This window comes from Uruburuella testudinis, from assembly GCF_022870865.1.
In the GTDB taxonomy this organism is placed as follows: domain Bacteria; phylum Pseudomonadota; class Gammaproteobacteria; order Burkholderiales; family Neisseriaceae; genus Neisseria; species Neisseria testudinis.
The window spans coordinates 912,028-935,439 of sequence record NZ_CP091508.1; the positions used below are offsets into that span (position 1 = coordinate 912,028).

Here is a 23,412-nt window from a genome sequence, read left to right on the forward strand (position 1 = left end):
TGATTTGAATGGAATTGCGGGTAACGGTTGGCAACGCAGATGTAGCGTGAGCCTTGTCTGCGAGCTTTCTGCTTGTGGTTAAACCCATTCACAAAAGTAAGCCAGTCATGCTGCTCGCCATCGCGCTGCTCACAGCAATGCCGAATCGGTGTGGCCGACAGCGCAGTTAAGTGTTTGCCGATAAGTTAAGGCCGTCTGAAAAGTGTGAAAGCGCAGTTTCAGACGGCCTCATTTTAATGGAGTTGCGGGTAACGGTGGGCAACGCAGACGTCAGCGTGGGCTTTGCCCGCGAACTTTCTGCTTGCAGTTATACCCATTCACAAAAATAAGCCAACATTACCATGCTGCCTGCCATTGCGCTGCTCACAGCAATGCCGAATCGGTATTGGCCGACAGCGCGGTTAAGTGTTTGCCGATAAGTTAAGGCCGTCTGAAAAGTGTGAAAGTGCAGTTTCAGACGGCCTGATTTGAATGGAATTGCGGGTAAAGAGTGGCAACGCAGATGTAGCGTGAGCCTTGCCGGAGAACTTTCTGCTTGTAGTTAAACCCATTCACAAAAGTAAGCCGGCGGCGTTAGGTTGTTTTTGTAAATGGGTATGAGTCTGTAGGCACCTGCGGCGTTTGCAGTATAACGAGGCCGTCTGAATGATGAAAGTTATTCAGACGGCCTCGTTGGTTTGCTGCCGCTGTATCGGTTTATGCCGCGGCCGGGGTGGTATCAGCCTTTTTTAGGCGCTCGTGCGGGTTTGCTGAAACCGCTTTGTGTTGCCGGTTTTTTCTTGCCTTTGAAGCCGCCTTCGCTGCGTGGTTTACCGCCGAATCCGCCCTCGCTGCGCGGTTTGCCGCCGGGTTTTTTGTCGCCGAATTTACGGTCGCCGAAGCCGCCTTTGCCGCCCCAGCTTTTGCCTTTGGGCTTGCCTGCGCCGGCTTTGCCGCGTTTGCGGGTCGGCTCCATGCCTTCGATGGTCATTTCCGGCAGCTTGCGGTTGATGTAGCGCTCGATTTTGTGCACTTTAACGTATTCGTTGACTTCCGCAAATGTAATCGCCAAGCCGGTGCGGCCGGCGCGACCGGTGCGGCCGATACGGTGGACATAATCTTCCGCCTGCTTGGGCAGGTCGTAGTTGATCACATGGGTGATGCTGGGCACGTCGATGCCGCGTGCGGCAACGTCGGTGGCCACAAGGATTTTGATGCGGCCTTTGCGCAAGTCCATCAATGTGCGGTTACGCCAGCCTTGCGGCATATCGCCGTGCAGGCAGTTGGCGGAAAAGCCTTGTTCGTATAATTCGTCGGCCAGTTGTTCGCTCATTACTTTGGTGGAGGTGAAAATCACGGCTTGATCGATGTTGGCATCGCGCAAGATGTGGTTGAGCAGGCGGTTTTTGTGGTTTTTGTCGTCGCAGTATAAAAGCTGTTCTTCGATTTTGCCTTGGTCGTCTACGCGTTCCGCTTCCACCACTTCGGGGTTTTTGGTGAGTTTGCGGGCGAGTTTGCCGACGGCGCCGTCCCAAGTGGCGGAAAAGAGCAGCGTTTGGCGGTCTGCGGGCGTGGCGGCAACGATGGTTTCGATATCGTCGATAAAGCCCATGTCTAGCATGCGGTCGGCTTCATCGAGAATCAGTACTTCGAGGCGGTCGAAATCGATGCGGCCGCTGCGCATGTGGTCCATCAGGCGGCCGGGGGTGGCGACAATGATGTCGACCGGACGGCCGAGCGCGCGGATTTGCTGGCCGAAAGAGGCGCCGCCCACGAGGGTAACGGTGCGCAGCCATTTCATGTCGGCGGCGTAGGTAAGGGCGCTTTTCTCAACTTGGGCGGCCAGTTCGCGGGTGGGGGTCAGCACCAGCGCGCGCGGGCCTTTGCCGGGTTTTTCGCTGCGCTGGGTGAGGTGTTGCAGGGTGGGCAGCAAAAAGGCGGCGGTTTTGCCTGAGCCGGTTTGTGCCGAAGCCATGATGTCGCGGCGGGCAAGGGCATGGGGGATGGATTGTGCCTGAATCGGGGTGGGGGATTCATAGCCGGCGCCGGTGAGCGCAGAAAGGATGTTTTTATCGAGATTCAGGTCGGTAAATTTGACAGACATGGTTTTCCTAAACGGGCAACAACGCATTCTGCCTGAAATATTCGGGCAGCCTGAAGCAATGGAGCGGGTAACGGATATTCGCGGCGGAAGAGGTTACGCAAGGTTGTCGCAAGCCTTATGGCTTGTGGTTAAACATCGGCGACAACCTGCAATTTAAGAGAGCGCTCAAGGGCGCAGCAAGCAAAGGCTTGGGTTGGCTGAAGACGATGGCTTCAAAGAATAGTCGGCGGATGATAAAGATAAAGCGCGCACCGGTCAAGCAAAATCGGCTTAAATTGTGTGCGGGCAGAGGAAATGTGTTGTGTAAAAGGCCGGCTGTTTTCACGATACGGCGCCGGACGCAGCATGGCCGCATCATGAAACAGCTTGTGATGGCCGGCTTCTGAGCGTTGTTGCGGGCGGCTTGGAAGTCGGCCTGATGTGTCAACTGCCGATTTTGCCGTTGTAGCGGCCGCTGCGTTCGCGCACGCGTTGTTGCAGCGCGGCATCGTTGTCGGGCAGGCCGTCTACGCAAAAGGCGCGGTAAAGCACGCCGCGAATCGGATCGGCGCTGTTTAAAATCGCGCCGATGGGTTTCCACTCGGCATTGCGCGGGGTAATCCAGCGCTTGTTGACGGTGTCGGCATAGCCGAATATTTTATAAGTGGAGCGGCTGTTGGCATTGAGCGACAATGAATTTTCGGCGCAGAAAATACCTTCGGCGCTGAGATTGTCGTGGCCGCGGGCGGATTGTGTGTTGAGTATATAGCGCACGGTGCGGTCGGGTGCGAAGGCAATGCTGTCGAGCAGGATTTTCGGCTTTTTGGTAAAAGTGTTGTTGATGTAGAGGTCAAACCATTCGCCGCTGTCGGTGGCGGGTACGGCAGGCAGCGCCAACTCGGCTTCTTTGAATTCGCGGGCGGCGGTTTCGGCAGCGCTTTCAACATAGCGGGTGTTGGTTAAGGTGTTTTTGTCATTGCGGGGGGCTGCGTTGATTTGGGTGCTGATTAAAACCAAAGCCAGCAGGCAGAAGCGGCGCATGGGGTTCTCCGTGTCAGAATACATGCGCCATTGTATGGCTTAACAGGGGTAGGTGCAACACGCTATAATGCCTGTATTATTGATCGGGGCGTTTTTTATGGATATGCAGACTTTAGATGTAACCGGGCTGAAGTGCCCGTTGCCGATTTTGAAAGCCAAAAAGGCGTTGGCGCAGATGCAGCCGCAGCAAGTGCTGACGGTGTTGGCCACCGATGCCGGCGCGCCTGATGATTTTGCTGCGTTTTGCCGCCAAACCGGGCATGTGTTGCTGGAATCGGTGCAGCAGGGCGAGGTGTTCAAGCTGGTTGTGCAGCATAAATAAAGGCCGTCTGAAAAATGCGTTTAACTTTATGGCCGGTATGTTTGTTGTTGGCTGCTTGCGGCAATGATATCGGGCCCGACCGGCAGGCAGCGGCCGAAGAAGCGGTGCGCTTGTTTTTTGCAACCTGTGTGGCATCGGGTAAAAGCGAAACGGATGTGGCTGCGCCGGCCGGGCAGCAAGGGTTTGTGCCGATGGATGCGGCTGCGGTTAAAAAGCTGCCGCCGGGCATGATGGAGCTGGATATGCAGCAGGCGTGGCAGCTTGAGCGAAACGGCGCGCTGTTTTATCTGAGCCGCAGCCCGCAGGCATGCAGCATCAAAACACCGCTTGCAGATGAGGCGGCGCTGCGCCGGCAGTTTGCGACATTAGCCGAACAGGGCAGTGCGGGCATGGTGGTGCGCCTGCGTGCCGACCACCACACCGCGTCGCCTTTCCCATACAGCCAGTTGGTGTATGCCTGGCAGCCGGATAACGAACCGCAAGAGTTGTTGTTGGGCGCCAATACTTCGCCGTCCAAACATGTGCCTGTTCAGGCGGCATTGAATTTCAGCCGCAGAGCACTGTCGGCAAGGCCGGCGCTCAGCGCAGAATGATACTGATCTCAAAAGTAAATTGACAAGGCGGCGAACCGAAACCGGTGCCATTAGGGTGTCATGACCATTCGATTTACAGGTGTATGTTGTTCCTGAAAACGCATCTGCTGCGTTAAAAAGCCTTGCAAGATATTCAATCTTGCTACGTTTTTTGCCTTGCATCTGCACTTTTATCGCAAAAAATCTGAGTCATTCTGAATGGTCAGGACACCCTAGCATTACCGGGAGCAAAAATCCCCCCGTCAATGATGTTGGCACACCTTGGTACGGAGCCGGTCGGTTTGGCGATTCAGCGCCTTAGCGAATCCCGTCCTCTTTGAGGAATACAGGCGAACCAACGCGGTAACGCGGTTAGGTTATTTTTTTATGAATGGGTATGAAACAGTTTAATTAAAAGGAAAACCATGCAAACCTTAACCATTATCCAGCCCGACGATATGCATCTGCATTTGCGCGATGGCGATGCCTTAAAGGCAGTGCTGCCGTTTACCGCCCGTCAAATGGGGCGTGCCGTGATTATGCCCAACCTCAAGCCGCCGGTGGTTACGGTGGCGGATGCGCAGGCTTACAAGCAGCGTATTTTGGCGGCACTGCCGGAGGGCAGCAGCTTTGAGCCGTTGATGACGCTGTATCTGACCGATAAAACCACGCCGCAATTGGTGCGTGAAGCCAAAGCGGCGGGCATCGTGGCGTTTAAGCTTTATCCGGCGGGCGCGACCACCAATTCCGACAGCGGGGTTACCGACTTATTCAAACTGATTCCGGTGCTGGAAACCATGGCACAGGAAGGGGTGTTGTTTTTGGTGCATGGCGAAGTAACCGACCCGGATATTGATATTTTCGACCGTGAGGCAGTGTTTATCGAGCGGGTGATGAAGCCGGTGTTGGCGCAAGTGCCGGGTTTGAAAGTGGTGTTTGAGCACATTACCACCGCAGATGCCGCGCAGCTGGTGTCGGAGGCGGGCGATAATGTGGCGGCAACGGTAACGCCGCAGCATTTATTGCTCAACCGCAACGATTTACTGGTGGGCGGCGTGCGCCCGCACCATTACTGCCTGCCTGTGCTCAAGCGCGAAAGCCACCGCCTGGCGCTGGTTGCGGCGGTAACCGGCGAGAAAGCGCATAAATTTTTTCTCGGCACCGACAGCGCGCCGCATGCCAGATCTGCCAAAGAAAACGCTTGCGGTTGTGCCGGGATGTTTAGCGCCGCTACGGCCATCGAGCTGTATGCCGAGGTGTTTGACGAAGCCGGCGCGCTCGACAAGCTGGAAGCCTTTGCTTCGCAAAACGGCGCCCGTTTTTACGGCCTGCCTGAAAACCCGCGCACGCTGACTTTGTTGAAGCAGACACAGTTGGTGGTGCCGAAAGTGCCGTTTGCCGACAATGAGGTGTTGGTGCCGATGTGCGGCGGTGAAAGCGTGGCGTGGACGGTGCAGTATTCAGACTGATGCCCGGATGGTTGTGTGAATCCGGGTATCAGGTTTTACGATAAATACAACAGGCCGTCTGAAAAATCAGCCAACAGAGTTTGAGTGTGCCGGCAAACATTTTATAATATGCCGTCTGAAAGTTTCAGACGGCATATTATCATTGGATGATAACTGTCATACCCGCTCACAAAAATAATCTGACTGCGTTGGCCCCTGAGTTTGAAGAAGACGGGTTTTGCTAAGGCGCTGAAGTGCCAAGCCAACCAGCCCTGTACTCATTGTACTGTCTTCGGCTTTCCGCCTTGTTCGCTTACTTTTGTGAATGGCTATAAAATGGGTATAAATTTGATAGACGTATGATAAAAGAATCTGATTTAAATGAAAAAATAAGCCGGCGCAGGTTGCTGGCGGGTGGTGTTGTTCTGCTCTTGGCGCCCACGCCGGTGCTGGCCGGGCCGCAGCGGGAAGAAACTTTGTCGGATGATGTTGCCTCGCTGATGCGCAGTTCGGTTAACCATGTTAATCCGGCGCGGTTGGTGTTTGCCCGACCGGCCGACGGCGAACGGTGGCTGCGCGATATGTCGGCACGGCTGGCGCGGTTTGTGCCCGATGAAGCAGAGCGCCGCCGCTTGTTGGTCAATATCCAATATGAATCTACCCGCGCAGGGTTGGATACGCAGGTGGTGTTGGGGTTGATCGAGGTGGAAAGCGCATTCCGCCAATATGCCATCAGCGGCGTAGGCGCGCGCGGGTTGATGCAGGTGATGCCGTTTTGGAAAAACCATATCGGCCGGCCAAGCCACAATCTGTTTGATATCCGCACCAATTTGCGCTACGGCTGCACCATTTTGCGCCATTACAATAATGTCGAACGCGGCAATTTTGTGCGGGCTTTGGCGCGTTTTAACGGCAGCCTCGGCAGCAACAAATATCCCAATGCTGTGCTCGGAGCCTGGCGCAACCGCTGGCAGTGGCGCTGATGCGCCGGTTTTCAGGCGGCCTGCTGTTTGCCTTGCATCTGTACTTCTATCGCAAAAAATCTGAATAATTCTGAATTGTCGGGACGCCCTTGGATGTCTAAAAATTTCAGTGTGCATTTCTTAATCACGATTGCGGGTAAACGGGAATGCTATATTTCGAGGCCGTCTGAAACATCGTGTATAATCGCCGTTTTGTTAATTATTACAGGCAGCCTGTCGCGCGGTGCTGCTGAAGATTGATTATGGCCACAGACAACCGCACCAAAATGTTTCCTGAAGAATGGCGTGCCAGCAGCTCGTTGGCGGGTGTTTACGCTTTGCGCATGCTCGGAATGTTTTTGGTGCTGCCGGTGTTGGCGCTGTATGCGGCAACCTTGCCCGGTGCAGAAAATCATAAAGCGCTGGTGGGGCTGGCGATGGGCATATACGGCTTGACGCAGGCGCTGTTGCAATTGCCCTTGGGGATGGCATCAGATAAATTCGGTCGCAAAAAAGTGATTTATGCCGGCCTGATTGTATTTGCCGCCGGCAGTTTTATGGCGGCGGCTGCCGACACGTTGGAGATGCTGGTGCTGGCGCGCGCGGTACAGGGTGCAGGGGCGGTCAGCGCTGCGGTAACTGCGTTGGTGGCGGATTTGACCCGCGAGGAAGTGCGCACGCGGGCAATGGCCATGATTGGGCTGAGCATTGGTCTGACCTTTTCTGCCAGCCTGGTGGTGGCGCCAGTGTTGACCCGTTGGGTCGGTGTGCCCGGCCTGTTTGCGCTTACCGGTATCCTGACGGTGTTGAGCATTGCCCTAGTGGCCTGGATAACGCCGAACCCGGCACAGTCAAAATTGCATGAAGATGCCCAAGCGCAACCGGCACGTATCGGCGAAGTATTGAAAAACGGCCAGCTGCTGCGTTTGGATTTCGGCATTTTTGCCCTCCATGCCGCGCAGATGGCGCTGTTTACTTCGCTGCCGTTTGCCATGGTGGCGTTGGGGCTGGATAAGGTGCAGCATTGGAAGGTGTATCTGCCGGCCACTGTTGTCGGCCTGGTATTGATGGTGCCGCTGATTATCATCGGCGAAACCCGCAATAAGCTCAAACAGGTGTTTGTGGGCGGTATTGTCTGTATCGCAGCAGCACAGCTGGGCCTGCTGTTCGGTTTGCATTCGATTTGGTTGGTGGCACTTTGCCTGATTGTGTATTTTATCGGCTTCAATGTGCTGGAGGCGAGCCTGCCCTCGCTGGTGTCGAAAATCGCACCTTCCGATTTGAAAGGCACGGCGATGGGGGTGTACAACACGGCACAATCGGTAGGCTTGTTTTGCGGTGGTGCGTTGGGCGGGGTGTTGTTTGAATATTACGGCTTTAACGGCGTATTTGCTTTTTGCAGCGCGTTGATTGTGTTGTGGATGCTGTTGGCGGCGGCCGCGCCGGCACCGAGGCCGGTAAAAAATATCACGTTGGCGGTGCCAAAAACTTGGCAGCGGCGTGAAGACACTTTACACTCTGCCTTGATGTCGCTGTACGGTGTTGAGGCGGTCAGCTTCAGCGCCGACAGGCAAACGGTTTATATCAAGGCGTTGCAGCAGGGGTTTGATTTGGCAGCCGCCGAAAAGATTATTTCAGGAGTAGACAATGTCATTAAATAAAGTGTTGCTTATCGGCAATTTGGGCCGCGATCCGGAAGTGCGCTATATGCCTAACGGCGAAGCGGTGTGCAATTTCAGTATCGCTACCAGTGAAACTTGGAACGACCGCAACGGCCAGCGGCAGGAACGCACCGAATGGCACAATATCACCATGTATCGCCGGTTGGCTGAAATTGCCGGGCAATATTTACGCAAGGGCAGCCAAGTGTATATCGAGGGCCGCATCCAAAGCCGGAAATATCAGGGCAAAGACGGTATCGAGCGCACCGCATACGATATTGTGGCCAATGAAATGAAAATGCTCGGCTCGCGCAGCGGCGGCAGTTCTGCCGAATATGGCGACGGCGGCCAGGCGGGTGCTTACCAGCAGGCACCGCAGCAGGGCGCTTATCAACAAGCACCGGCTTATTCGCAAGAGGCCCCTGCCGCACCGCCGGCGGCTCCACGCCGTCAGGCGCCGGCAGCACCGGCAGCACCGGTAGATGATATTGACGACGATATTCCGTTTTAAACGGGTTTAAGGTGTTCTAACAAGGGGCATAATCATTCGATTTATGGGTGTTTCGCCTCTGAAAAATGTATGCGCTGCGCTAGGGTGTCCTGATGTCTCGTTTATGAGGGGATTTTTGTTCCTGGAAATGCAGATGCCAGGCAAAAAACGCAGCAAGATTGGACATCTTGCGAGGCTTTTTAATGCAGCAGATGCGTTTTCAGGGGCAAAAAGCATCCGTAAATCGAATGGTCAGGATACCCTAAAGGCCTTGCAAGATATTTTGTTCTGCTGGTTTGTTAGCGTAGTGCATGCATTTCCAGGAATAAAAGTTCCTGATAAGCGAATGGCCGGAAAGCTTTGGTGCGTAAAAGTCATTTAAGCCGTTGCTATTTTGGTTGTTTTTGATACAATGATGCATCATCAAACAGCTACCCAAGCAAGCCGCCGGGATTCCGGGCGGCTTGTGTTTTTATTTGTCAAAAAGAGCGCTATGCCGATGGGGCGCGCGCTTTTTTCATGGAGAAAAACCATTATGCAGAAAATTCCGTTAACCGTGCGCGGTGCAGAATTGCTGAAAGAAGAATTACAGCAGCTGAAAAGCGTGGCCCGCCCCGAAGTGATCGCCGCCATTGCCGAAGCGCGTTCGCACGGCGATTTGTCGGAAAACGCAGAGTATGAAGCGGCCAAAGAGCGCCAGGGTTTTATCGAAGGCCGCATTGCCGAGGTGGAAAATAAATTGTCGCTGGCTCATATTATCAACCCGGCAGAAATTCACGCCGAGGGCAAAGTGGTGTTCGGTGCAACCGTTACGCTGGAAGATTTGGAAACCGAAGAAGAAGTGCGCTACCAAATCGTGGGCGAAGACGAGGCCGATATCAAAGAAAACAAAATTTATGTCGGTTCGCCCATTGCCCGTGCGCTGATTGGTAAAGAAGAGGGCGATGTGGCCGAAGTGCAGGCGCCCGGCGGTGTGCGCGAGTATGATATTGTGGCGGTAGAATATCTTTAAAAAAAATGCCGATTAAATGATTTTGAGGCCGTCTGAAAGCGATGTTTTGCTTTCAGACGGCCTTTTGTTATATTTGTCATATTTTTAAGCGGGCAGCAGATATTTTAGAGTTGCAGTTCAATTAATAACTAAAGTAATATAATTTACTAAAAATATTTAAATGATTTAATTAGTTGCATTCGGAACTATTTGTGTCCGGTTTGTCTAAGGCCATGATGCATGGTATGGTTGGTGTAAGCAAAAACATGAGGCGTATATGAGTAAATTGGCGGCAGTGTTGGCGGGTGCGTGGCTTGGTTTGCAGTTGGGTATCGGTTATTTGGCGGTGCCGGTTTTGTTTCAGCATATGGGCAAAATGGAGGCGGGGGCCATGGCCGGCACCATGTTTGAGGTGGTGGCCTATAGCGGTTTGGCAGTTTGGCTGTTGATTTATTTTATCGGCCGCCATGAATTAAGCCGCAGCCTGCTGCGGAGCAAAACCAATAAATTTGTGATATTGCTGCTGGTGTTGTTGTCGGTGAATCAGTTTTTGGTTACGCCCGTTATCGAGGCACATAAGGCGGGCACCACCAACTGGCTGTTGTCGCTTGTAGGCGGCTCATTCGGTCAGTGGCACGGCACGTCAAGCGTGATTTATATGCTGTGCAGCCTGCTGGCACTGGGTTTGGTGTTTCGGATGCTGCGGCTCGACTGGCATTGATCGTTTACTCGGGTCAAATACAAAGGCCGTCTGAAATATTTCAGACGGCCTTTGTATTTGACGGAATACTCTTTAATTTTCGATATTTTTCCGCCATAAAACCAAAAGTTTGCCGATATGCTGCACCAGTTGTGCATCCACTGCTTCACACAATGCCCGGCACATTTCAATACGCTCGTTACGGTCATCGCCCAATACGCGTACTTTAATCAATTCGTGTGCATTGAGGGCGGCATCGGTTTCTTTAATCACGGATTCGGTCAGGCCGTGTTGGCCGATCATCACCACCGGGCTGAGGTGGTGGGCTTGTGCTTTGAGGGCCAGAATTTCTTTGGTGCTGAGTTTGTCTGTCATTGCTGCCGGATATTCGAAAAATTAAAATGATATTGTACGTGAATTGCCGCCGCCCGTGGAGAAAATAACGTACAATAGCATGCTTGTTTGTTTTGAATAGTCAATACGATGGCCGTGCGTTCCAAATCTTCCAAAGCCTGGCTCAATGAGCATGTTAACGATCATTATGTGCATATGGCGCAAAAAGACGGCTATCGTGCCCGCGCAGCTTATAAGCTTTTGGAAATCAATGAAAAAGACAAATTAATCCGCCCCGGCACTGTGTTGGCCGACTTGGGCAGCGCGCCCGGCAGTTGGTCGCAAGTGGCCGCTAAGCTGGCGGGGGCTTCCGGGCAGGTGTTTGCGCTGGATATTCTGCCGATGGAAGCCATCGACGGCGTATGGTTTATTCAGGGTGATTTTCGTGAAGAGGCGGTATTGGCCGAGTTTGAATCATTGCTGGATAATCGTCCGCTGGACCTTGTAATTTGCGATATGGCCCCCAATATGTCGGGCAATGCCGTAACGGATCAGGCGCGCAGTTTTTATTTGTGCGAACTGGCCTTAGATTTTGCAGCCAATCATCTCAAACCCGGGGGAAACTTTTTGGTTAAGGTTTTTCAGGGGGCGGGATACCAGGAGTATCTGACGGCTATGCGGGCTATGTTTGCAACGGTGCAAATCCGCAAACCGGAAGCTTCGCGCAATCGTTCCAGTGAGGTTTATTTATTAGGCAAAAATAAACGCTGACAATGACGGCGGCCTGATTTAAAATCCGTTTTTATTTTTTACCCTTTTATGGAGCCTGTTTCAGTGGGGAATACCATTAAAAATCTTCTTGTCTGGCTGGTGTTGGCGGTGTGTGTGATGGCCGCTTTTAATGCCATTACCGACAAGCAGGAAAACAGCCAACAAATTGAATATTCGCAGTTTATCGAGCAGGTAAACGGCGGTGAAATCGCCAGTGTAAACATCGAAGGCTCGGTAGTCAGCGGTTATCTGATTAAAGGCGAGCGCACCGATAAAAGCCAGTTTTTCACCAATGCGCCGCTTGACGACACGCTGGTGCAGACCCTGCTGGATAAAAAAGTGCGCGTAAAAGTAACGCCGGAAGAAAAGCCGAGCTTTTTCAGCAGCCTGTTTATCAGCCTGTTGCCGGTGATGCTGTTGATTGGTGCATGGTTTTACTTTATGCGCATGCAAAGCGGCGGCGGTGGCAAAGGCGGTGCGTTTTCATTCGGCAAAAGCCGTGCCAAACTGTTGGATAAAGATACCAATCAGGTGACCTTTGCCGATGTAGCCGGCTGTGATGAAGCCAAAGAAGAAGTGCAGGAAATCGTTGATTACCTGAAAGCGCCCAACCGCTATCAAAGCTTGGGCGGTCGTGTGCCGCGCGGTATTTTGCTGGCCGGCAGCCCCGGTACCGGTAAAACCCTGCTGGCCAAGGCGATTGCCGGCGAAGCGCAAGTGCCGTTTTTCAGCATTTCAGGCTCCGACTTTGTGGAAATGTTTGTCGGCGTGGGCGCAAGCCGTGTGCGAGATATGTTTGAGCAGGCCAAGAAAAATGCGCCGTGCATTATTTTTATTGATGAAATCGATGCCGTGGGCCGTCAGCGCGGTGCGGGTTTGGGCGGCGGCAATGACGAGCGCGAGCAAACCCTGAACCAACTGCTGGTGGAGATGGACGGCTTTGAAAGCAATCAGACTGTGATTGTGATTGCCGCCACCAACCGCCCCGATGTGCTTGATCCGGCTTTGCAGCGCCCCGGCCGTTTTGACCGTCAGGTGGTGGTGCCGTTGCCAGATATCCGCGGTCGTGAGCAGATTTTGAAAGTGCACGCGCAAAAAGTGCCGTTGGATGAATCGGTGGATTTGAAAACTTTGGCAAAAGGCACCCCGGGGTTTTCAGGTGCGGATTTGGCCAATCTGGTGAACGAAGCTGCTTTGTTTGCCGGCCGCCGCAACAAAATCAAAGTCGACCAAAGCGATTTTGAAGATGCCAAAGATAAAATCTACATGGGGCCGGAGCGCCGCTCTATGGTGATGCATGAAGATGAAAAACGTGCCACTGCCTATCATGAATCCGGCCACGCGATTGTGGCGGAAAGCTTGGAATATACCGACCCCGTGCATAAAGTCACCATTATGCCGCGTGGCCGTGCGCTGGGTTTGACTTGGCAGTTGCCGGAGCGCGACCGCATCAGCATGTATAAAGACCAGATGCTGAGCCAGATTGCCATTTTGTTTGGCGGCCGTATTGCCGAAGATATCTTTGTGGGACGTATTTCCACCGGCGCTTCCAACGATTTTGAGCGCGCCACGCAATTGGCTCGCGATATGGTTACCCGTTACGGTATGTCGGAAAAAATGGGGGTGATGGTGTATGGCGAGAATGAGAGCGAAGTGTTTCTCGGCCGCTCGGTTACCCATTCGCAAAATATTTCCGAATATACGCAACAACAGGTTGATGCCGAAATCCGCCGTATTCTCGATGAACAATATGCTGTGGCTTATAAAATTCTCGATGAAAACCGCACGAAAATGGAAACCATGACTCAGGCATTGATGGATTGGGAAACCATCGATCGCGATCAGGTGCTGGAAATTATGGCAGGCAAGCAACCTAGCCCGCCGAAAGACTACAGCCATAACGTGCGCAAAGAGGATGATGCCGATGAAGCACGTCCGGCCGCGCCGGTTGAAGCAGGGCATGAAACCGTGCCGGCAGATCCTGAATCAGGTGTCAGCGACATCCGCCCCACGGTGGGCCCTGAAGCCGATCCGCAGCCGGGCAATACGCACGATACTTCTGATGTGGTGGCCGGCGGCGAAGGCCGGCGCCATCCGGATGACAAAATGTGATTCCGGCAAGTGTAAAGCGGTAACCTGAACGGGTTGCCGCTTTTTTAATTTAAAAGGCCATTGATGCCCATTCACAAAAGTAAGCAAACAAGGCGGCGAGCCGAAGGCAGTGCATATTATGAGGCTGGTTGGCTTGGCGCTTCAGCGCCTTAGCGAAACCGGCCCTCTTCGGGTTCAGGCGAGCCAGCGCCGTTAGGTTATTTTTGTGAATGGGTGTGAAAATGATTTGCGGCTTCAGACGGCCTAAATAATTTGTCGGCATGAAATATCATATACACAGGCCCGGGAGGGTACGAAGCCTTAAGTCGAATAAGTTGGAAAGTTGTTTTTAAAATCATTGGCTTGAATGTCAGCTGTAGGCAGAGCCGGAATGGCGAATGGTAGTGAGCCGAACGATTCTGCTGTTTGAACAGCAATTGGGCAAAAGCTTCAATGTGTGTGTTTGCCAGCCGCGAAAGATGATTGTGTTGGTTGTTTTTTTCTGGCATCCGTGCAAAACGCAGCTCGGTTATTTCACGATATAATATCGGCAACAGCAACGATGGAGCATCAACAATGCGGGCTTACCAATGGCAGTGTGGCCGTTTTTTATTGAATCTGGCCGAGCCGAAAATCATGGGCATTGTCAACATCACGCCTGATTCGTTTTCCGATGGCGGCACTTATTCCAAAAGTGTTCAGACGGCCTTGCGGCATGCGGAACAATTATTGCGGGAAGGGGCGGATATTTTGGATATCGGCGGAGAGTCGACCCGCCCGGGGTCGGCATATGTGCCGCCTGAAGAGGAATGGGAGCGGGTGGCGCCGGTATTGGAGGAGGTGGTGAAATGGGGCGTGCCGATCAGCCTCGACACCCGACGCACAGCAGTTATGGCGCAAGCGTTGGCACACGGTTGGGCAGACATCATCAACGATGTGGCGGCGCTTACTGATGAGGGTGCGCTGGATGTGTTGGCACGTCATCCGCAAGCAGGCATATGCTTGATGCATATGCAGGGTTTGCCTGAAAACATGCAGCACAACCCGCAATATCAAGATGTGGTGGCCGAAGTGACCCGCTATTTGAACGGGCGGGTCAGTGCCTGTGCCGATGCAGGTATTGCCCGCGAACGCATCATTCTCGACCCGGGATTCGGCTTTGGTAAAACGTTGCCGCACAATATTGCGCTGATGCAGCATTTGAGTGATTTTTTTCAGACGGCAGATTTGCCGCTGCTGATCGGCGTGTCGCGCAAACGCATGATTGGCGATTTAAGCGGTGAGGCCGATGCGGCCAAACGTGTGCACGGCAGCGTGGCGGCGGCATTGGCGGCGGTGGCACGCGGCGCGCAAGTGATACGCGTGCATGATGTAAAAGCCACCGCTGATGCGGTAAAAGTATGGCAGTCGGTAGGGGTGTTTGAACACCGGCCAATATGTGGGGCGTCTTAATTATTCATATATCATTATTTTGCACTCACGGCACATCTGCTGCGTTAAAAATATTCGCAAAATGCCCAATCTTGCCGTGTTTGTGCATGGCATCTGTATTTTCAGGAATAAAGACCCCTTTATAAACGATTGATCAGGATATCCTAATAACCGTATTGCGTTTTACCGGCCTAACCGTTCAACGTGAATGGGTGCCTGAAATCGCAAAAGGCGGTTTTCAGACGGCCTGATATGTCATAATTTTCTTTGCAACAAAAATTCCTGTTTTCAGTCAAAGATTACCGAAAAAGCCTGTAAACCGCTGGATGCGGCGTTAGGGCTGCTTTACAATATAACCTTATCCGACGGAGTGCTTTAATGGCAAAAAAATATTTTGGTACGGACGGCGTGCGCGGCGAAGTCGGCCAGTTTCCGATTACCCCTGATTTCGTGTTGAAACTCGGCTATGCCGCAGGTCAGGTGTTGGTGCAGCATGACAGCGAGCAAAAACCCACCGTGATTATCGGCAAAGATACCCGCATTTCCGGCTATATGCTGGAAGCGGCTTTGGTAGCCGGCTTTACCGCCGCCGGCGTGAATGTGATTCAAACCGGCCCGCTGCCGACACCGGGTATTGCTTACCTTACCCGTGCTTTGCGTTTGGCCGCCGGTGTGATGATTTCGGCTTCGCATAATGTGTATTCCGACAACGGCATCAAATTTTTTGCCGAGGGCGGTGTGAAGCTGAGCGATGAAATCGAGATGGAAATCGAAGCCGCACTGGAGCAGGAAATGAAAACCCAGTCATCCGACCGGCTTGGGCGTGCGCGCCGTATCAACGGTTCGGACGACCGCTATATCGAATTTTGCAAATCCACGTTTCCCAATCATCTCGATTTGCGCGGCCTGAAACTGGTGGTGGATACTGCCAACGGTGCCGGCTACGATGTGGCGCCGAAAGTGTTTCATGAATTGGGCGCCAAAGTGGTCAGCATCGGCGCGGCGCCCAACGGCTACAACATCAATGAAAAAGTGGGCGCAACCCACCCGAAAGCCTTGCAGGCGGCTGTATTGCAAAATGAAGCCGATTACGGTGTCGCGCTTGACGGCGACGGCGACCGCCTGATTATGGTAGATAAAAACGGCAAAGTGTATGACGGCGACAGCCTGATTTATGTGATTGCCAAAGCCCGCGCCAAAGAAGGTATTGAAATCGGCGGCGTGGTCGGCACGGTGATGACCAATATGGCCATGGAAATCGCACTGAAAGAGCAGGGCGTGCCGTTTGCGCGCGCCAAAGTGGGCGACCGTTACGTGCTTGAGCAGCTGCATCAGCGCGGTTGGCTGGTAGGCGGCGAGGCCAGCGGCCATATTTTATGTATGGACAAACACAATACCGGCGACGGTATCATTTCGGCCTTGCAGGTGTTGGCCGGGCTGCGCACGCTTGGTCAGGATTTGGCCACAGTGTGTGCCGACTGGCAGGCGTTTCCGCAAACCATGATTAATGTGCGCCTGCAAAAAGGGCACGACTGGCAAACGGCTTCGAAAGAAGTGTTGGCCGAAGTGGAAAAAGAGCTGGAAGGCAAAGGCCGCGTGGTTTTGCGCGCTTCAGGCACCGAGCCTGTGGTACGCGTGATGGTGGAAGCCCGCCAGGCTGATTGGGCGCAAAAAGGGGCGGAGCGCATTGCTGCGGCCATTGAAGGTAAAAAATAATTTCAGACGGCCTCAGCTCTGTTAACATTCTGCTTGGGGCGTTCTGACTTTGTTGCTCCCAAATCATTTGCGAACCCTGTCGGCAGATTCCGATAAAAAAACGAAAGTCTCTTGAAATTTTCGTACGCACACAAACCTAAACAAATATAACCAAGGAAACCAAGCCTCCATGTTAGCCTTGCTGGAAGCATTTTTTACACAATATGGGTATGCGGCCGTATTTCTCGTATTGGTTGCCTGCGGATTCGGCGTGCCGATTCCTGAAGATGTCACGCTGGTAGCCGGCGGGGTGATTTCCGGCTTGGGCTATGCAAACGTGCATGTGATGGTGGCTGTGGGTTTGCTGGGGGTGTTGGTGGGCGACGGCCTGATGTTTATGGCCGGGCGGGTGTTCGGGCACCGGATTTTGAAAGCCCGTTTCGTTGCCCGTGTGATGACGCCGAAGCGTTATGCGCAAGTGCAGGAAAAATTTGACAAATACGGCAATCGCGTGTTGTTTGTCGCCCGTTTTCTGCCCGGCTTGCGCACGCCGATCTATATCACCGCCGGCATCAGCCGCAAAGTGTCTTACATGCGCTTTTTAATGATGGATGGTTTGGCGGCGTTGGTTTCCGTGCCGGTGTGGGTGTATTTGGGCGCATACGGTGCGGAAAATACAGAATGGCTGATGCAGAAAATCCACCAATTCCAATACGGCCTGTTTGTGCTGATCGGCATCGGGGCGGCGGTGCTGGGCTATTTTTGGTGGAAAAAACGCCAGCGTTTGCGCTTCTACCGCGAGCATCTGCGTGAATTGCGCGCTAAACGGAAAGCGCAAAAAGCCGCACGCAAAGCGGAAAAATCTGCTTAAAGCATAAAAGGTTTTCAGGCCGTCTGAAAGCCTTTTTGGTTTCAGACGGCCTGAAAACCAATATTTAATATTGTAGAACATGATGTTATACCTATTTGCAAACATAGCCTGACCGTTTCGGCCGGCAGAGAACGCGCTTCGCTAAGGTGCTGAAGTGCCAAGCCTACCGGCTTCGGGTCGTACTCTCCGTTCGCTGTTTTGCCGGCTTGCTTTGGTGAATGGGTAGGGTATCCTGACAATTCGATTTATAGGTGTATTTTGCCCCTGAAAATGAATCTGCTGCGTTAAAAAGCCCCGCAAGATGTTTCAATCTTGTTGCGTTTTTTGCCCGGCAGCTGTATTTCCAAGAACAAAAATGCCCCTATAAATGAATCGTCAGGACGCCCTAAGGTTAAGATAAAAGACAAGGCTTTTAGGGCTTGCCAGGGCGGGTGCGGCAGCCGGCAATATTCCCCATCCTTGCGGCGGCTGCTTGCAAGCGATGAATCCACACAAGAAAGATGGACACGATGACTGAAAAAATCTATGGCGACGGTGCATTTCGCCGCGAATCGCTGAAAGGTTCGACCATTGAAAACACCTATTCGGGCGCGCTGTCGTTTATGCGCCGCCGCTACACGCGCGATTTGAGCGAAGCCGATGTGGTGGTGTCGGGGGTGCCGCTCGATTTGGCCACCACGTTCCGCCCCGGTGCGCGCCTCGGCCCGGCAGCCATCCGCGCCGCCAGCGTGCAGTTGGCCGAGCTGAATCTGTTTCCGTGGGGCTTTGATCCGTTTGACGATTTGGCGGTGATTGACTACGGCGATTGCTGGTTTGATGCGCATCAGCCGTGGACGATACGGGAAACCATCAAACAGCATGCGCTGGATATTATTCAAAACAGCAACGCTAAAATGCTCACTTTCGGCGGCGATCATTTCATCACTTATCCGCTGTTGCAGGCGCATGCCGAAAAATACGGCAAACCGTTGAGCCTGCTGCATTTTGATGCCCATTGCGATACTTGGCCGGACGATGCGCCGGAATCGCTCAACCACGGCACCATGTTTTATAAAGCCATCAAAGACGGCCTGATTGATCCGGCCACTTCCGCGCAAGTGGGCATCCGCACCTGGAACAGCGATTTTATGGGCATGAACATGTTGTTTGCACCGTGGGTTAACGAAAACGGCGTTGAAGCCACCGTGCAGCGGATTCATGAGATTATCGGCGGCAATCCTGTTTATCTCACTTTTGATATCGACTGCCTCGACCCCGCATTTGCCCCGGGCACCGGCACCCCCGTGCCCGGCGGCCTCAATTCGCATACCGCGCTCGGCATCATCCGCAGCCTGGGTGGTTTGAACATTGTCGGCATGGATGTGGTGGAAGTGTCGCCCGCTTACGACAACGCCGAAATCACCGCCATTGCCGCCGCCCACGTGGCTGCGGATATGTTGTGCCTGATGCGCAATAAAAAAGTGGCCGGCAAACTGTAAGGGCTTGATAGAGGCCGTCTGAATGTTTGCAGCACTGTTCAGACGGCCTTTTGCCATCAAATCATCGAGTATGGGTTATGACTTCCAAAAAACGCATTTTCGTTCTTTACACCGGCGGCACCATCGGCATGAGCCAAAGCCCGCAAGGCCTGCGCCCCGATACCGCATTAGTGGGCACAGCATTGGCGCCGTTTTCAGACGGCCTCGAATTCGACTGGCACGTGTGCAACCCGCTGATTGATTCTTCGGCAGTTACGCTGCAAAACTGGTGCGACTGGTTGGATTTGCTGGCTGCTAAAATACCGCACTACGACGGTATTTTGGTGTTGCACGGCACCGACACCATGGCTTATACGGCCAATATCTTGGCGCTGGCGTTGCCGGGCTTAGACAAACCCGTGGTGCTGACCGGCTCGCAATGGCCGTTTGACAGCAAAGGCAGCGATGCGCCGCTGAATCTGGCCACTGCCGTTGCCGCCTTGGAGACAGCCGATTTGCGTGAAGTGGCGATTGCCTTTAACGGCGCACTTTTTCCCGCAGTGGGCAGCAGCAAAAGCAGCACTGAAACCGCCGCCGGGTTCAGCAACCCGCATTTCGGCATGTTGGGAGAATGGTCGGCAGCACAAGGCTGGCAAGGGTTGGCGCTCAGGCCGTCTGAAAAGGCGCGGGCGTTGGTAAAACAATCTCTGAATCCGCAAGCCAAAGTGGTTTGCCATACCCTCACGCCCGGGTTTTCTGCCGAAGCTCTCAGCACCGGCCTCGGCAACATCGCTGCCGATGCCGTGATTCTGCAAAGTTACGGTCACGGCAATGCGCCGGCAGATGCCGCCTTTATCAGCGCGGTGAAGGCATTTACCGGCAAAGGCGGCCTGGTGTTGAACATCAGCCAGGTGCCGCAAGGTTGCGCAGCGGCGGTGTATGCGCAAGGTGATGCGCTCCGACAGGCGGGTGTAATCAACGGCGGCAAAGCCAATCTGGAAACCGCCGTGGCTTTACTGACGCTGGCGGTGTCGGCGGGCTGGCAGGCCGAGCAGGTGCGGGCGTGTTTGACGCGGCTGCAATTGGTTTGATGCCATAACCACCATTGAGGCCGTCTGAACAATTGTTCAGACGGCCTCGATTTGTTCGCACAGCCGTTCGGCCGAATTATGATGCAGGGCATCTTAGGGTTTCTTGATTATTTATATATCATCATATTTTTTGCGCTATCTGCACTTTTTTATCACAAAAAATTATCACAAAAAAATCTGAGTCATTCTGAATGGTCAGGACATTCTATAGATTCGGCAATTAAATATACCAACATCCGGCATATCGTACATGCGAGTCGCCGAAGTAGGCCATCACCCGTTTCGGTGTGCTGCAAATAGACTCCATAATCCGAACAACCGCACTACGCAGCTTTGCTTTCGTCCGCACCGGAACCATCGCACTGATAACTTGCTTCAAGTCTGCATTCAAGCGCTCATCCGGATTCAGCTCGGGGCTATAACTGGGTAAATGGAACACCTCGATTTCATCACAATGCTCTGCCAGCCAGGCTTTCACTTTTTTACTGTGATGCACCCTTAAGTTATCCAGTATCAAAAAAACTTTGCGCCCGACTTCTTGGCACAGAGACTGCATAAATTTAATCAGCTTGTCTGCATCAAACGCTACATCAATAATCATCCAGTGCGCCTTTGCTCGGTTGTTGACGGTGGAAATCATTGACAGTTTGTGCCGGGTGCCGCCAACGGCATAAGTCACCGGCGTTTTCCCCTTGGGCGAATAGCTTCTGCCTCTGACATCGGTATTAACCAAGGCGGTTTCATCACCCCAATGAATTTCGGCATTTTCTGCTTTTGCCCGCCGGGCTATGCTCGGATAGGTTTCATCCAACCAGGTTTTTACGGCTTCAGGTTGCTGTTCGTATGCTTTTTTAATCGGCTTTTGCGGGGTGAAGCCCCAGCGTTGGAGATAAGAGCCTACCGTGCGCACCGGCATGTCGATTTCTAATTCTTGTAAAATCAGTTCTTTCACTGCATTGCGCGTCCATAAGGCGAAGTCCATTTTCAACTGTTCCGGGCGTTGCTCGATAATCAGCTTTTGGATATAGGCTTCTTGTTCGGCATTCAATTGCCGATATTCGCCCGGGCTGCGCCCTCGTTTTTTAGGTTTAAGCGCTGTCATTCCGCCCTCTTGGTAAGTGGTAATGGCCTGACGGACGGCTTCATAACACATGCCTACGGCTTGGGTGATTTTGATAATTCCCATGCCCATCTTGTGCAGCCGGATGACTTGTTTTCGTTTCTCGTACAAGGCGTCGGCTGATAGTTTTCGGGTGTCTTCTTTTTCCATATCGGTTTGGACAGTGAAAGTATTGAATGGTTCATATATTTAATTGCCGAATCTATAGGGTGTCCGGACCATTCGATTTACGGGTGTATTTTGCCCCTGAAAACGCATCTGCTGCGTTAAAAAGCCTCGCAAGATGGCCAATCTTGCTGCGTTTTTTGCCTGGCATCTGCATTTTCAGGAACAAAAATCCCCTCATAAACAAATTGTCCGAACACCCTAGTTTCAGGCTAAAGATATTTGCGCATCAGTTCGCATTCTACCGTTACTTCGCGATTGAGCGGCAACACTGCAGCACCCAATGATTCGTAATCATTGAGTTTGTAAAACCCGATGGAATTCAACGAGGCATAAAGTTTGATAAAGCTCAGCCCCGCTTCTTGCGCCAGCTCTTCGGCGCGGTGCAGCAGCGCGGTGCCCAAGCCTTGATTATGCACGAAAGGGTGCACATACAGCGCGTCCAGCTGCGCTTCTTTCAAATCAAGCTGGAAAAAGCCCTGAATATGGTTTTTGTATTCGACCACCCACAGTGCTTTGCCGGCATCGGCCAGGGTGTCGAGATAGCTGTCGGGGCTGAGCAGATCGCGCCAGGCATCGAGAATACGGTCGTTATAGCTGCGGGCGCAGGTGTATTGCACCGAATAAACGTGGGCGTTGTAGATATGTTCGCAATCGTGCGCTGTGGCGGGGCGGAGGACGGTAATCAGGCTCATAGGGCGGCTTTGTAGAAAATGTTGTTCATACCCGTTCGCAAAAATAATCTAACGGCGTTGGCTGACTTTTTGTGAATCATTATTCAGACGGCCTTTATATGGCTTGAGGCCGTCTGAAAGAATCATGTGGAATGGTGGGATTATATAGCCAAATCAATCAATCATACCAATTCAGAAAAATAATCTGGCTGTGTCGGCCTGCCAAGCCAACCAGCCTGCAACCTGTACGGTTTCGGCTGGGGTGTTCTTTTTGACAGCTTGCTTTTGTGCATGGGTATACGCGATTGGTTACAGCATGTTATTGGCGTTTTAAAATATATTTGCGTACCGCTGCATTGTGCTCGTCGAGGGTGTGGCTGAATTGGCTCAGACCGCTGCCGTCCATTTTTGAGACGAAATACAGGTATTTCGCCGTAGAAGGATGGGCGGCAGCTTCCAATGCGGCGCGGCCGGGCAGTGCGATGGGGGTGGGGGTGAGGCCGGCGCGGGTATAGGTATTGTAAGGCGTGTCGCGTTGCAAATCGGCTCTGCGGATGCGCCCCTGATAGCGGCTGCCCATGCCGTAAATCACGGTGGGGTCGGTTTGCAGGCGCATGCCGATGGAGAGGCGGTTGACAAAGACGGCGGCTACATGGCGGCGGTCGGCTTCGTGGCCGGTTTCTTTTTCAATCAGGCTGGCCATAATCAGCAGCTCATACGGGTTTTGATAGGGCAGGCCGCTTTGGCGCTCATCCCATGCGGCTTGCAGACGGCGCTGCATGGTGCGGTAGGCGAGGCGGTAAATCTGTACATCGCTGCTGTCGGCATCGACTTCGTAGCTGTCGGGGAAAAACAAACCTTCGGGGTGGCGGCCGGGGGCGTCGGCATCGATTTCCTGCAACAGTTTTTCATCGCTCCAGCCGCGGGTGTCGTGGCGGATATCGGCGGTGTTGTTGATGATGTTGCGCATCTGCGAAAAACGCATGCCTTCGGTAATGCGCACGGTGATGGTGTCGGGACGGCCGTCGCGCAGGCGTTTTAAAATCTGCCAGGCCGACACATTGGCGGGCAGGCGGTAGGTGCCGCTGTGCAATTGGTTGTGCGCACCCGTCAAATAGGCGGCGGCCAGTAGAGCATGGCGGTTGTATACGATATCGTCGTCTGCCAGTTTGCGGCTGACGGCGGAAATGCCCTGGCCTTTTTCCACTTTCATGCGGTAAGTCTGGCCGTTGTGTTTGGGGGCAAACAACAGGCCTGCCCATAGGGCGGCGGCAAGCAGCAGCAAGCCGGAAAAAAGTTTAAACAATTTGCTCAACATAAATATACAAAACCGAAAAATTCAGACGGCAGTATAAAGCCGAAACCGCCGCCGCGCTATGCTACAATGCGTAAAAGAAATGTCTGCCGGCAGTGTGGGGCATCGAGGTTGGCGAACGGGCTGAATCTGCCTTCGCTGCCCGCCGT

Annotated in this window: 24 protein-coding genes; 17 read left to right on the forward strand and 7 right to left on the reverse strand. The window is 53.1% G+C overall.

Features of this window, described 5'->3' with window-relative positions; genetic code table 11:
• Window positions 1-170 precede the first annotated feature (170 nt).
• Complete coding sequence (locus tag LVJ83_RS04110) at window positions 171-329, forward strand: hypothetical protein (protein ID WP_244786579.1); 159 nt, start codon at window positions 171-173, stop codon at window positions 327-329.
• Between the two features lie 389 nt (window positions 330-718).
• Here the strand turns inward: LVJ83_RS04110 and LVJ83_RS04115 are convergent, their stop codons facing one another.
• The gene (locus LVJ83_RS04115) at window positions 719-2,083 is read right to left on the reverse strand and encodes a DEAD/DEAH box helicase (protein ID WP_244786581.1); all 1,365 of its coding nucleotides are present in this window, start codon (window positions 2,081-2,083) and stop codon (window positions 719-721) included.
• 423 nt (window positions 2,084-2,506) lie between these two features.
• Window positions 2,507-3,103 (reverse strand): CNP1-like family protein, encoded by a 597-nt coding sequence (locus tag LVJ83_RS04120; RefSeq protein ID WP_244786583.1) that lies wholly within the window; start codon window positions 3,101-3,103, stop codon window positions 2,507-2,509.
• A gap of 97 nt (window positions 3,104-3,200) precedes the next feature.
• On the opposite strand from LVJ83_RS04120, the gene LVJ83_RS04125 reads away from it, so the two are divergent.
• From LVJ83_RS04125 to LVJ83_RS04165, 9 genes are all read left to right on the forward strand, one after another.
• On the forward strand, window positions 3,201-3,425 hold the full coding sequence (locus LVJ83_RS04125; RefSeq protein WP_244787646.1) for a sulfurtransferase TusA family protein: 225 nt from the start codon (window positions 3,201-3,203) through the stop codon (window positions 3,423-3,425).
• A gap of 14 nt (window positions 3,426-3,439) precedes the next feature.
• Window positions 3,440-4,018: an NMCC_0638 family (lipo)protein gene (locus LVJ83_RS04130; protein WP_244786585.1), complete on the forward strand. Its 579-nt coding sequence runs from the start codon at window positions 3,440-3,442 to the stop codon at window positions 4,016-4,018.
• Between the two features lie 404 nt (window positions 4,019-4,422).
• On the forward strand, window positions 4,423-5,466 hold the full coding sequence (gene pyrC / locus LVJ83_RS04135) for a dihydroorotase (RefSeq protein ID WP_244786587.1): 1,044 nt from the start codon (window positions 4,423-4,425) through the stop codon (window positions 5,464-5,466).
• 338 nt (window positions 5,467-5,804) lie between these two features.
• On the forward strand, window positions 5,805-6,428 hold the full coding sequence (locus tag LVJ83_RS04140; protein ID WP_244786589.1) for a lytic transglycosylase domain-containing protein: 624 nt from the start codon (window positions 5,805-5,807) through the stop codon (window positions 6,426-6,428).
• A 242-nt stretch (window positions 6,429-6,670) separates the two neighbouring features.
• On the forward strand, window positions 6,671-8,068 hold the full coding sequence (locus LVJ83_RS04145) for an MFS transporter (protein ID WP_244786592.1): 1,398 nt from the start codon (window positions 6,671-6,673) through the stop codon (window positions 8,066-8,068).
• Window positions 8,055-8,579, forward strand: a complete 525-nt coding sequence (locus tag LVJ83_RS04150; RefSeq protein WP_244786594.1) for a single-stranded DNA-binding protein — start codon at window positions 8,055-8,057, stop codon at window positions 8,577-8,579. The genes LVJ83_RS04145 and LVJ83_RS04150 overlap by 14 nt, the downstream gene beginning before the upstream one ends.
• A 103-nt stretch (window positions 8,580-8,682) precedes the next feature.
• The gene (locus LVJ83_RS04155; protein WP_244786596.1) at window positions 8,683-8,940 is read left to right on the forward strand and encodes a hypothetical protein; all 258 of its coding nucleotides are present in this window, start codon (window positions 8,683-8,685) and stop codon (window positions 8,938-8,940) included.
• Between the two features lie 153 nt (window positions 8,941-9,093).
• Complete coding sequence (greA, locus tag LVJ83_RS04160; protein WP_244786598.1) at window positions 9,094-9,570, forward strand: transcription elongation factor GreA; 477 nt, start codon at window positions 9,094-9,096, stop codon at window positions 9,568-9,570.
• A 256-nt stretch (window positions 9,571-9,826) separates the two neighbouring features.
• The gene (locus LVJ83_RS04165) at window positions 9,827-10,270 is read left to right on the forward strand and encodes a DUF4149 domain-containing protein (protein ID WP_244786600.1); all 444 of its coding nucleotides are present in this window, start codon (window positions 9,827-9,829) and stop codon (window positions 10,268-10,270) included.
• Window positions 10,271-10,342: 72 nt separating this feature from the next.
• Here the strand turns inward: LVJ83_RS04165 and yhbY are convergent, their stop codons facing one another.
• Window positions 10,343-10,624, reverse strand: coding sequence for a ribosome assembly RNA-binding protein YhbY (gene yhbY, locus LVJ83_RS04170; protein ID WP_244786602.1), 282 nt, complete (start codon window positions 10,622-10,624; stop codon window positions 10,343-10,345).
• Window positions 10,625-10,732: 108 nt separating this feature from the next.
• Between yhbY and LVJ83_RS04175 the strand changes: the two genes are divergently transcribed.
• The 7 genes from LVJ83_RS04175 to LVJ83_RS04205 all read left to right on the forward strand — a co-directional run bounded on the left by LVJ83_RS04175 (window position 10,733) and on the right by LVJ83_RS04205 (window position 19,989).
• On the forward strand, window positions 10,733-11,353 hold the full coding sequence (locus tag LVJ83_RS04175) for an RlmE family RNA methyltransferase (protein WP_244786604.1): 621 nt from the start codon (window positions 10,733-10,735) through the stop codon (window positions 11,351-11,353).
• A 63-nt stretch (window positions 11,354-11,416) separates the two neighbouring features.
• Window positions 11,417-13,465, forward strand: a complete 2,049-nt coding sequence (gene ftsH, locus LVJ83_RS04180) for an ATP-dependent zinc metalloprotease FtsH (protein ID WP_244786606.1) — start codon at window positions 11,417-11,419, stop codon at window positions 13,463-13,465.
• Window positions 13,466-14,020: 555 nt separating this feature from the next.
• Window positions 14,021-14,896 carry a dihydropteroate synthase gene (gene folP / locus LVJ83_RS04185; protein ID WP_244786608.1) on the forward strand — a complete coding sequence of 292 codons (876 nt, stop codon included), beginning with the start codon at window positions 14,021-14,023 and terminating at the stop codon, window positions 14,894-14,896.
• Between the two features lie 357 nt (window positions 14,897-15,253).
• Window positions 15,254-16,591, forward strand: a complete 1,338-nt coding sequence (gene glmM / locus LVJ83_RS04190) for a phosphoglucosamine mutase (RefSeq protein ID WP_244786610.1) — start codon at window positions 15,254-15,256, stop codon at window positions 16,589-16,591.
• Between the two features lie 169 nt (window positions 16,592-16,760).
• Complete coding sequence (locus tag LVJ83_RS04195) at window positions 16,761-17,441, forward strand: DedA family protein (protein ID WP_244786612.1); 681 nt, start codon at window positions 16,761-16,763, stop codon at window positions 17,439-17,441.
• 509 nt (window positions 17,442-17,950) lie between these two features.
• Window positions 17,951-18,919, forward strand: coding sequence for an agmatinase (speB, locus tag LVJ83_RS04200; protein WP_244786614.1), 969 nt, complete (start codon window positions 17,951-17,953; stop codon window positions 18,917-18,919).
• Between the two features lie 77 nt (window positions 18,920-18,996).
• Window positions 18,997-19,989 carry an asparaginase gene (locus tag LVJ83_RS04205; RefSeq protein ID WP_244786616.1) on the forward strand — a complete coding sequence of 331 codons (993 nt, stop codon included), beginning with the start codon at window positions 18,997-18,999 and terminating at the stop codon, window positions 19,987-19,989.
• 220 nt (window positions 19,990-20,209) lie between these two features.
• On the opposite strand, the gene LVJ83_RS04210 is transcribed toward LVJ83_RS04205, so the two are convergent.
• The 4 genes from LVJ83_RS04210 to mltG all read right to left on the reverse strand — a co-directional run bounded on the left by LVJ83_RS04210 (window position 20,210) and on the right by mltG (window position 23,266).
• On the reverse strand, window positions 20,210-21,259 hold the full coding sequence (locus LVJ83_RS04210) for an IS630 family transposase (RefSeq protein ID WP_244786618.1): 1,050 nt from the start codon (window positions 21,257-21,259) through the stop codon (window positions 20,210-20,212).
• Between the two features lie 52 nt (window positions 21,260-21,311).
• Entirely contained in the window at window positions 21,312-21,455 is a 144-nt protein-coding gene (locus LVJ83_RS04215; protein ID WP_244786620.1) for a hypothetical protein, read from the reverse strand.
• A gap of 31 nt (window positions 21,456-21,486) precedes the next feature.
• Window positions 21,487-21,969: a GNAT family N-acetyltransferase gene (locus LVJ83_RS04220; RefSeq protein WP_244786622.1), complete on the reverse strand. Its 483-nt coding sequence runs from the start codon at window positions 21,967-21,969 to the stop codon at window positions 21,487-21,489.
• Window positions 21,970-22,267: 298 nt separating this feature from the next.
• Window positions 22,268-23,266: an endolytic transglycosylase MltG gene (gene mltG / locus LVJ83_RS04225; RefSeq protein ID WP_244786624.1), complete on the reverse strand. Its 999-nt coding sequence runs from the start codon at window positions 23,264-23,266 to the stop codon at window positions 22,268-22,270.
• Between the last annotated feature and the right edge of the window lie 146 nt (window positions 23,267-23,412).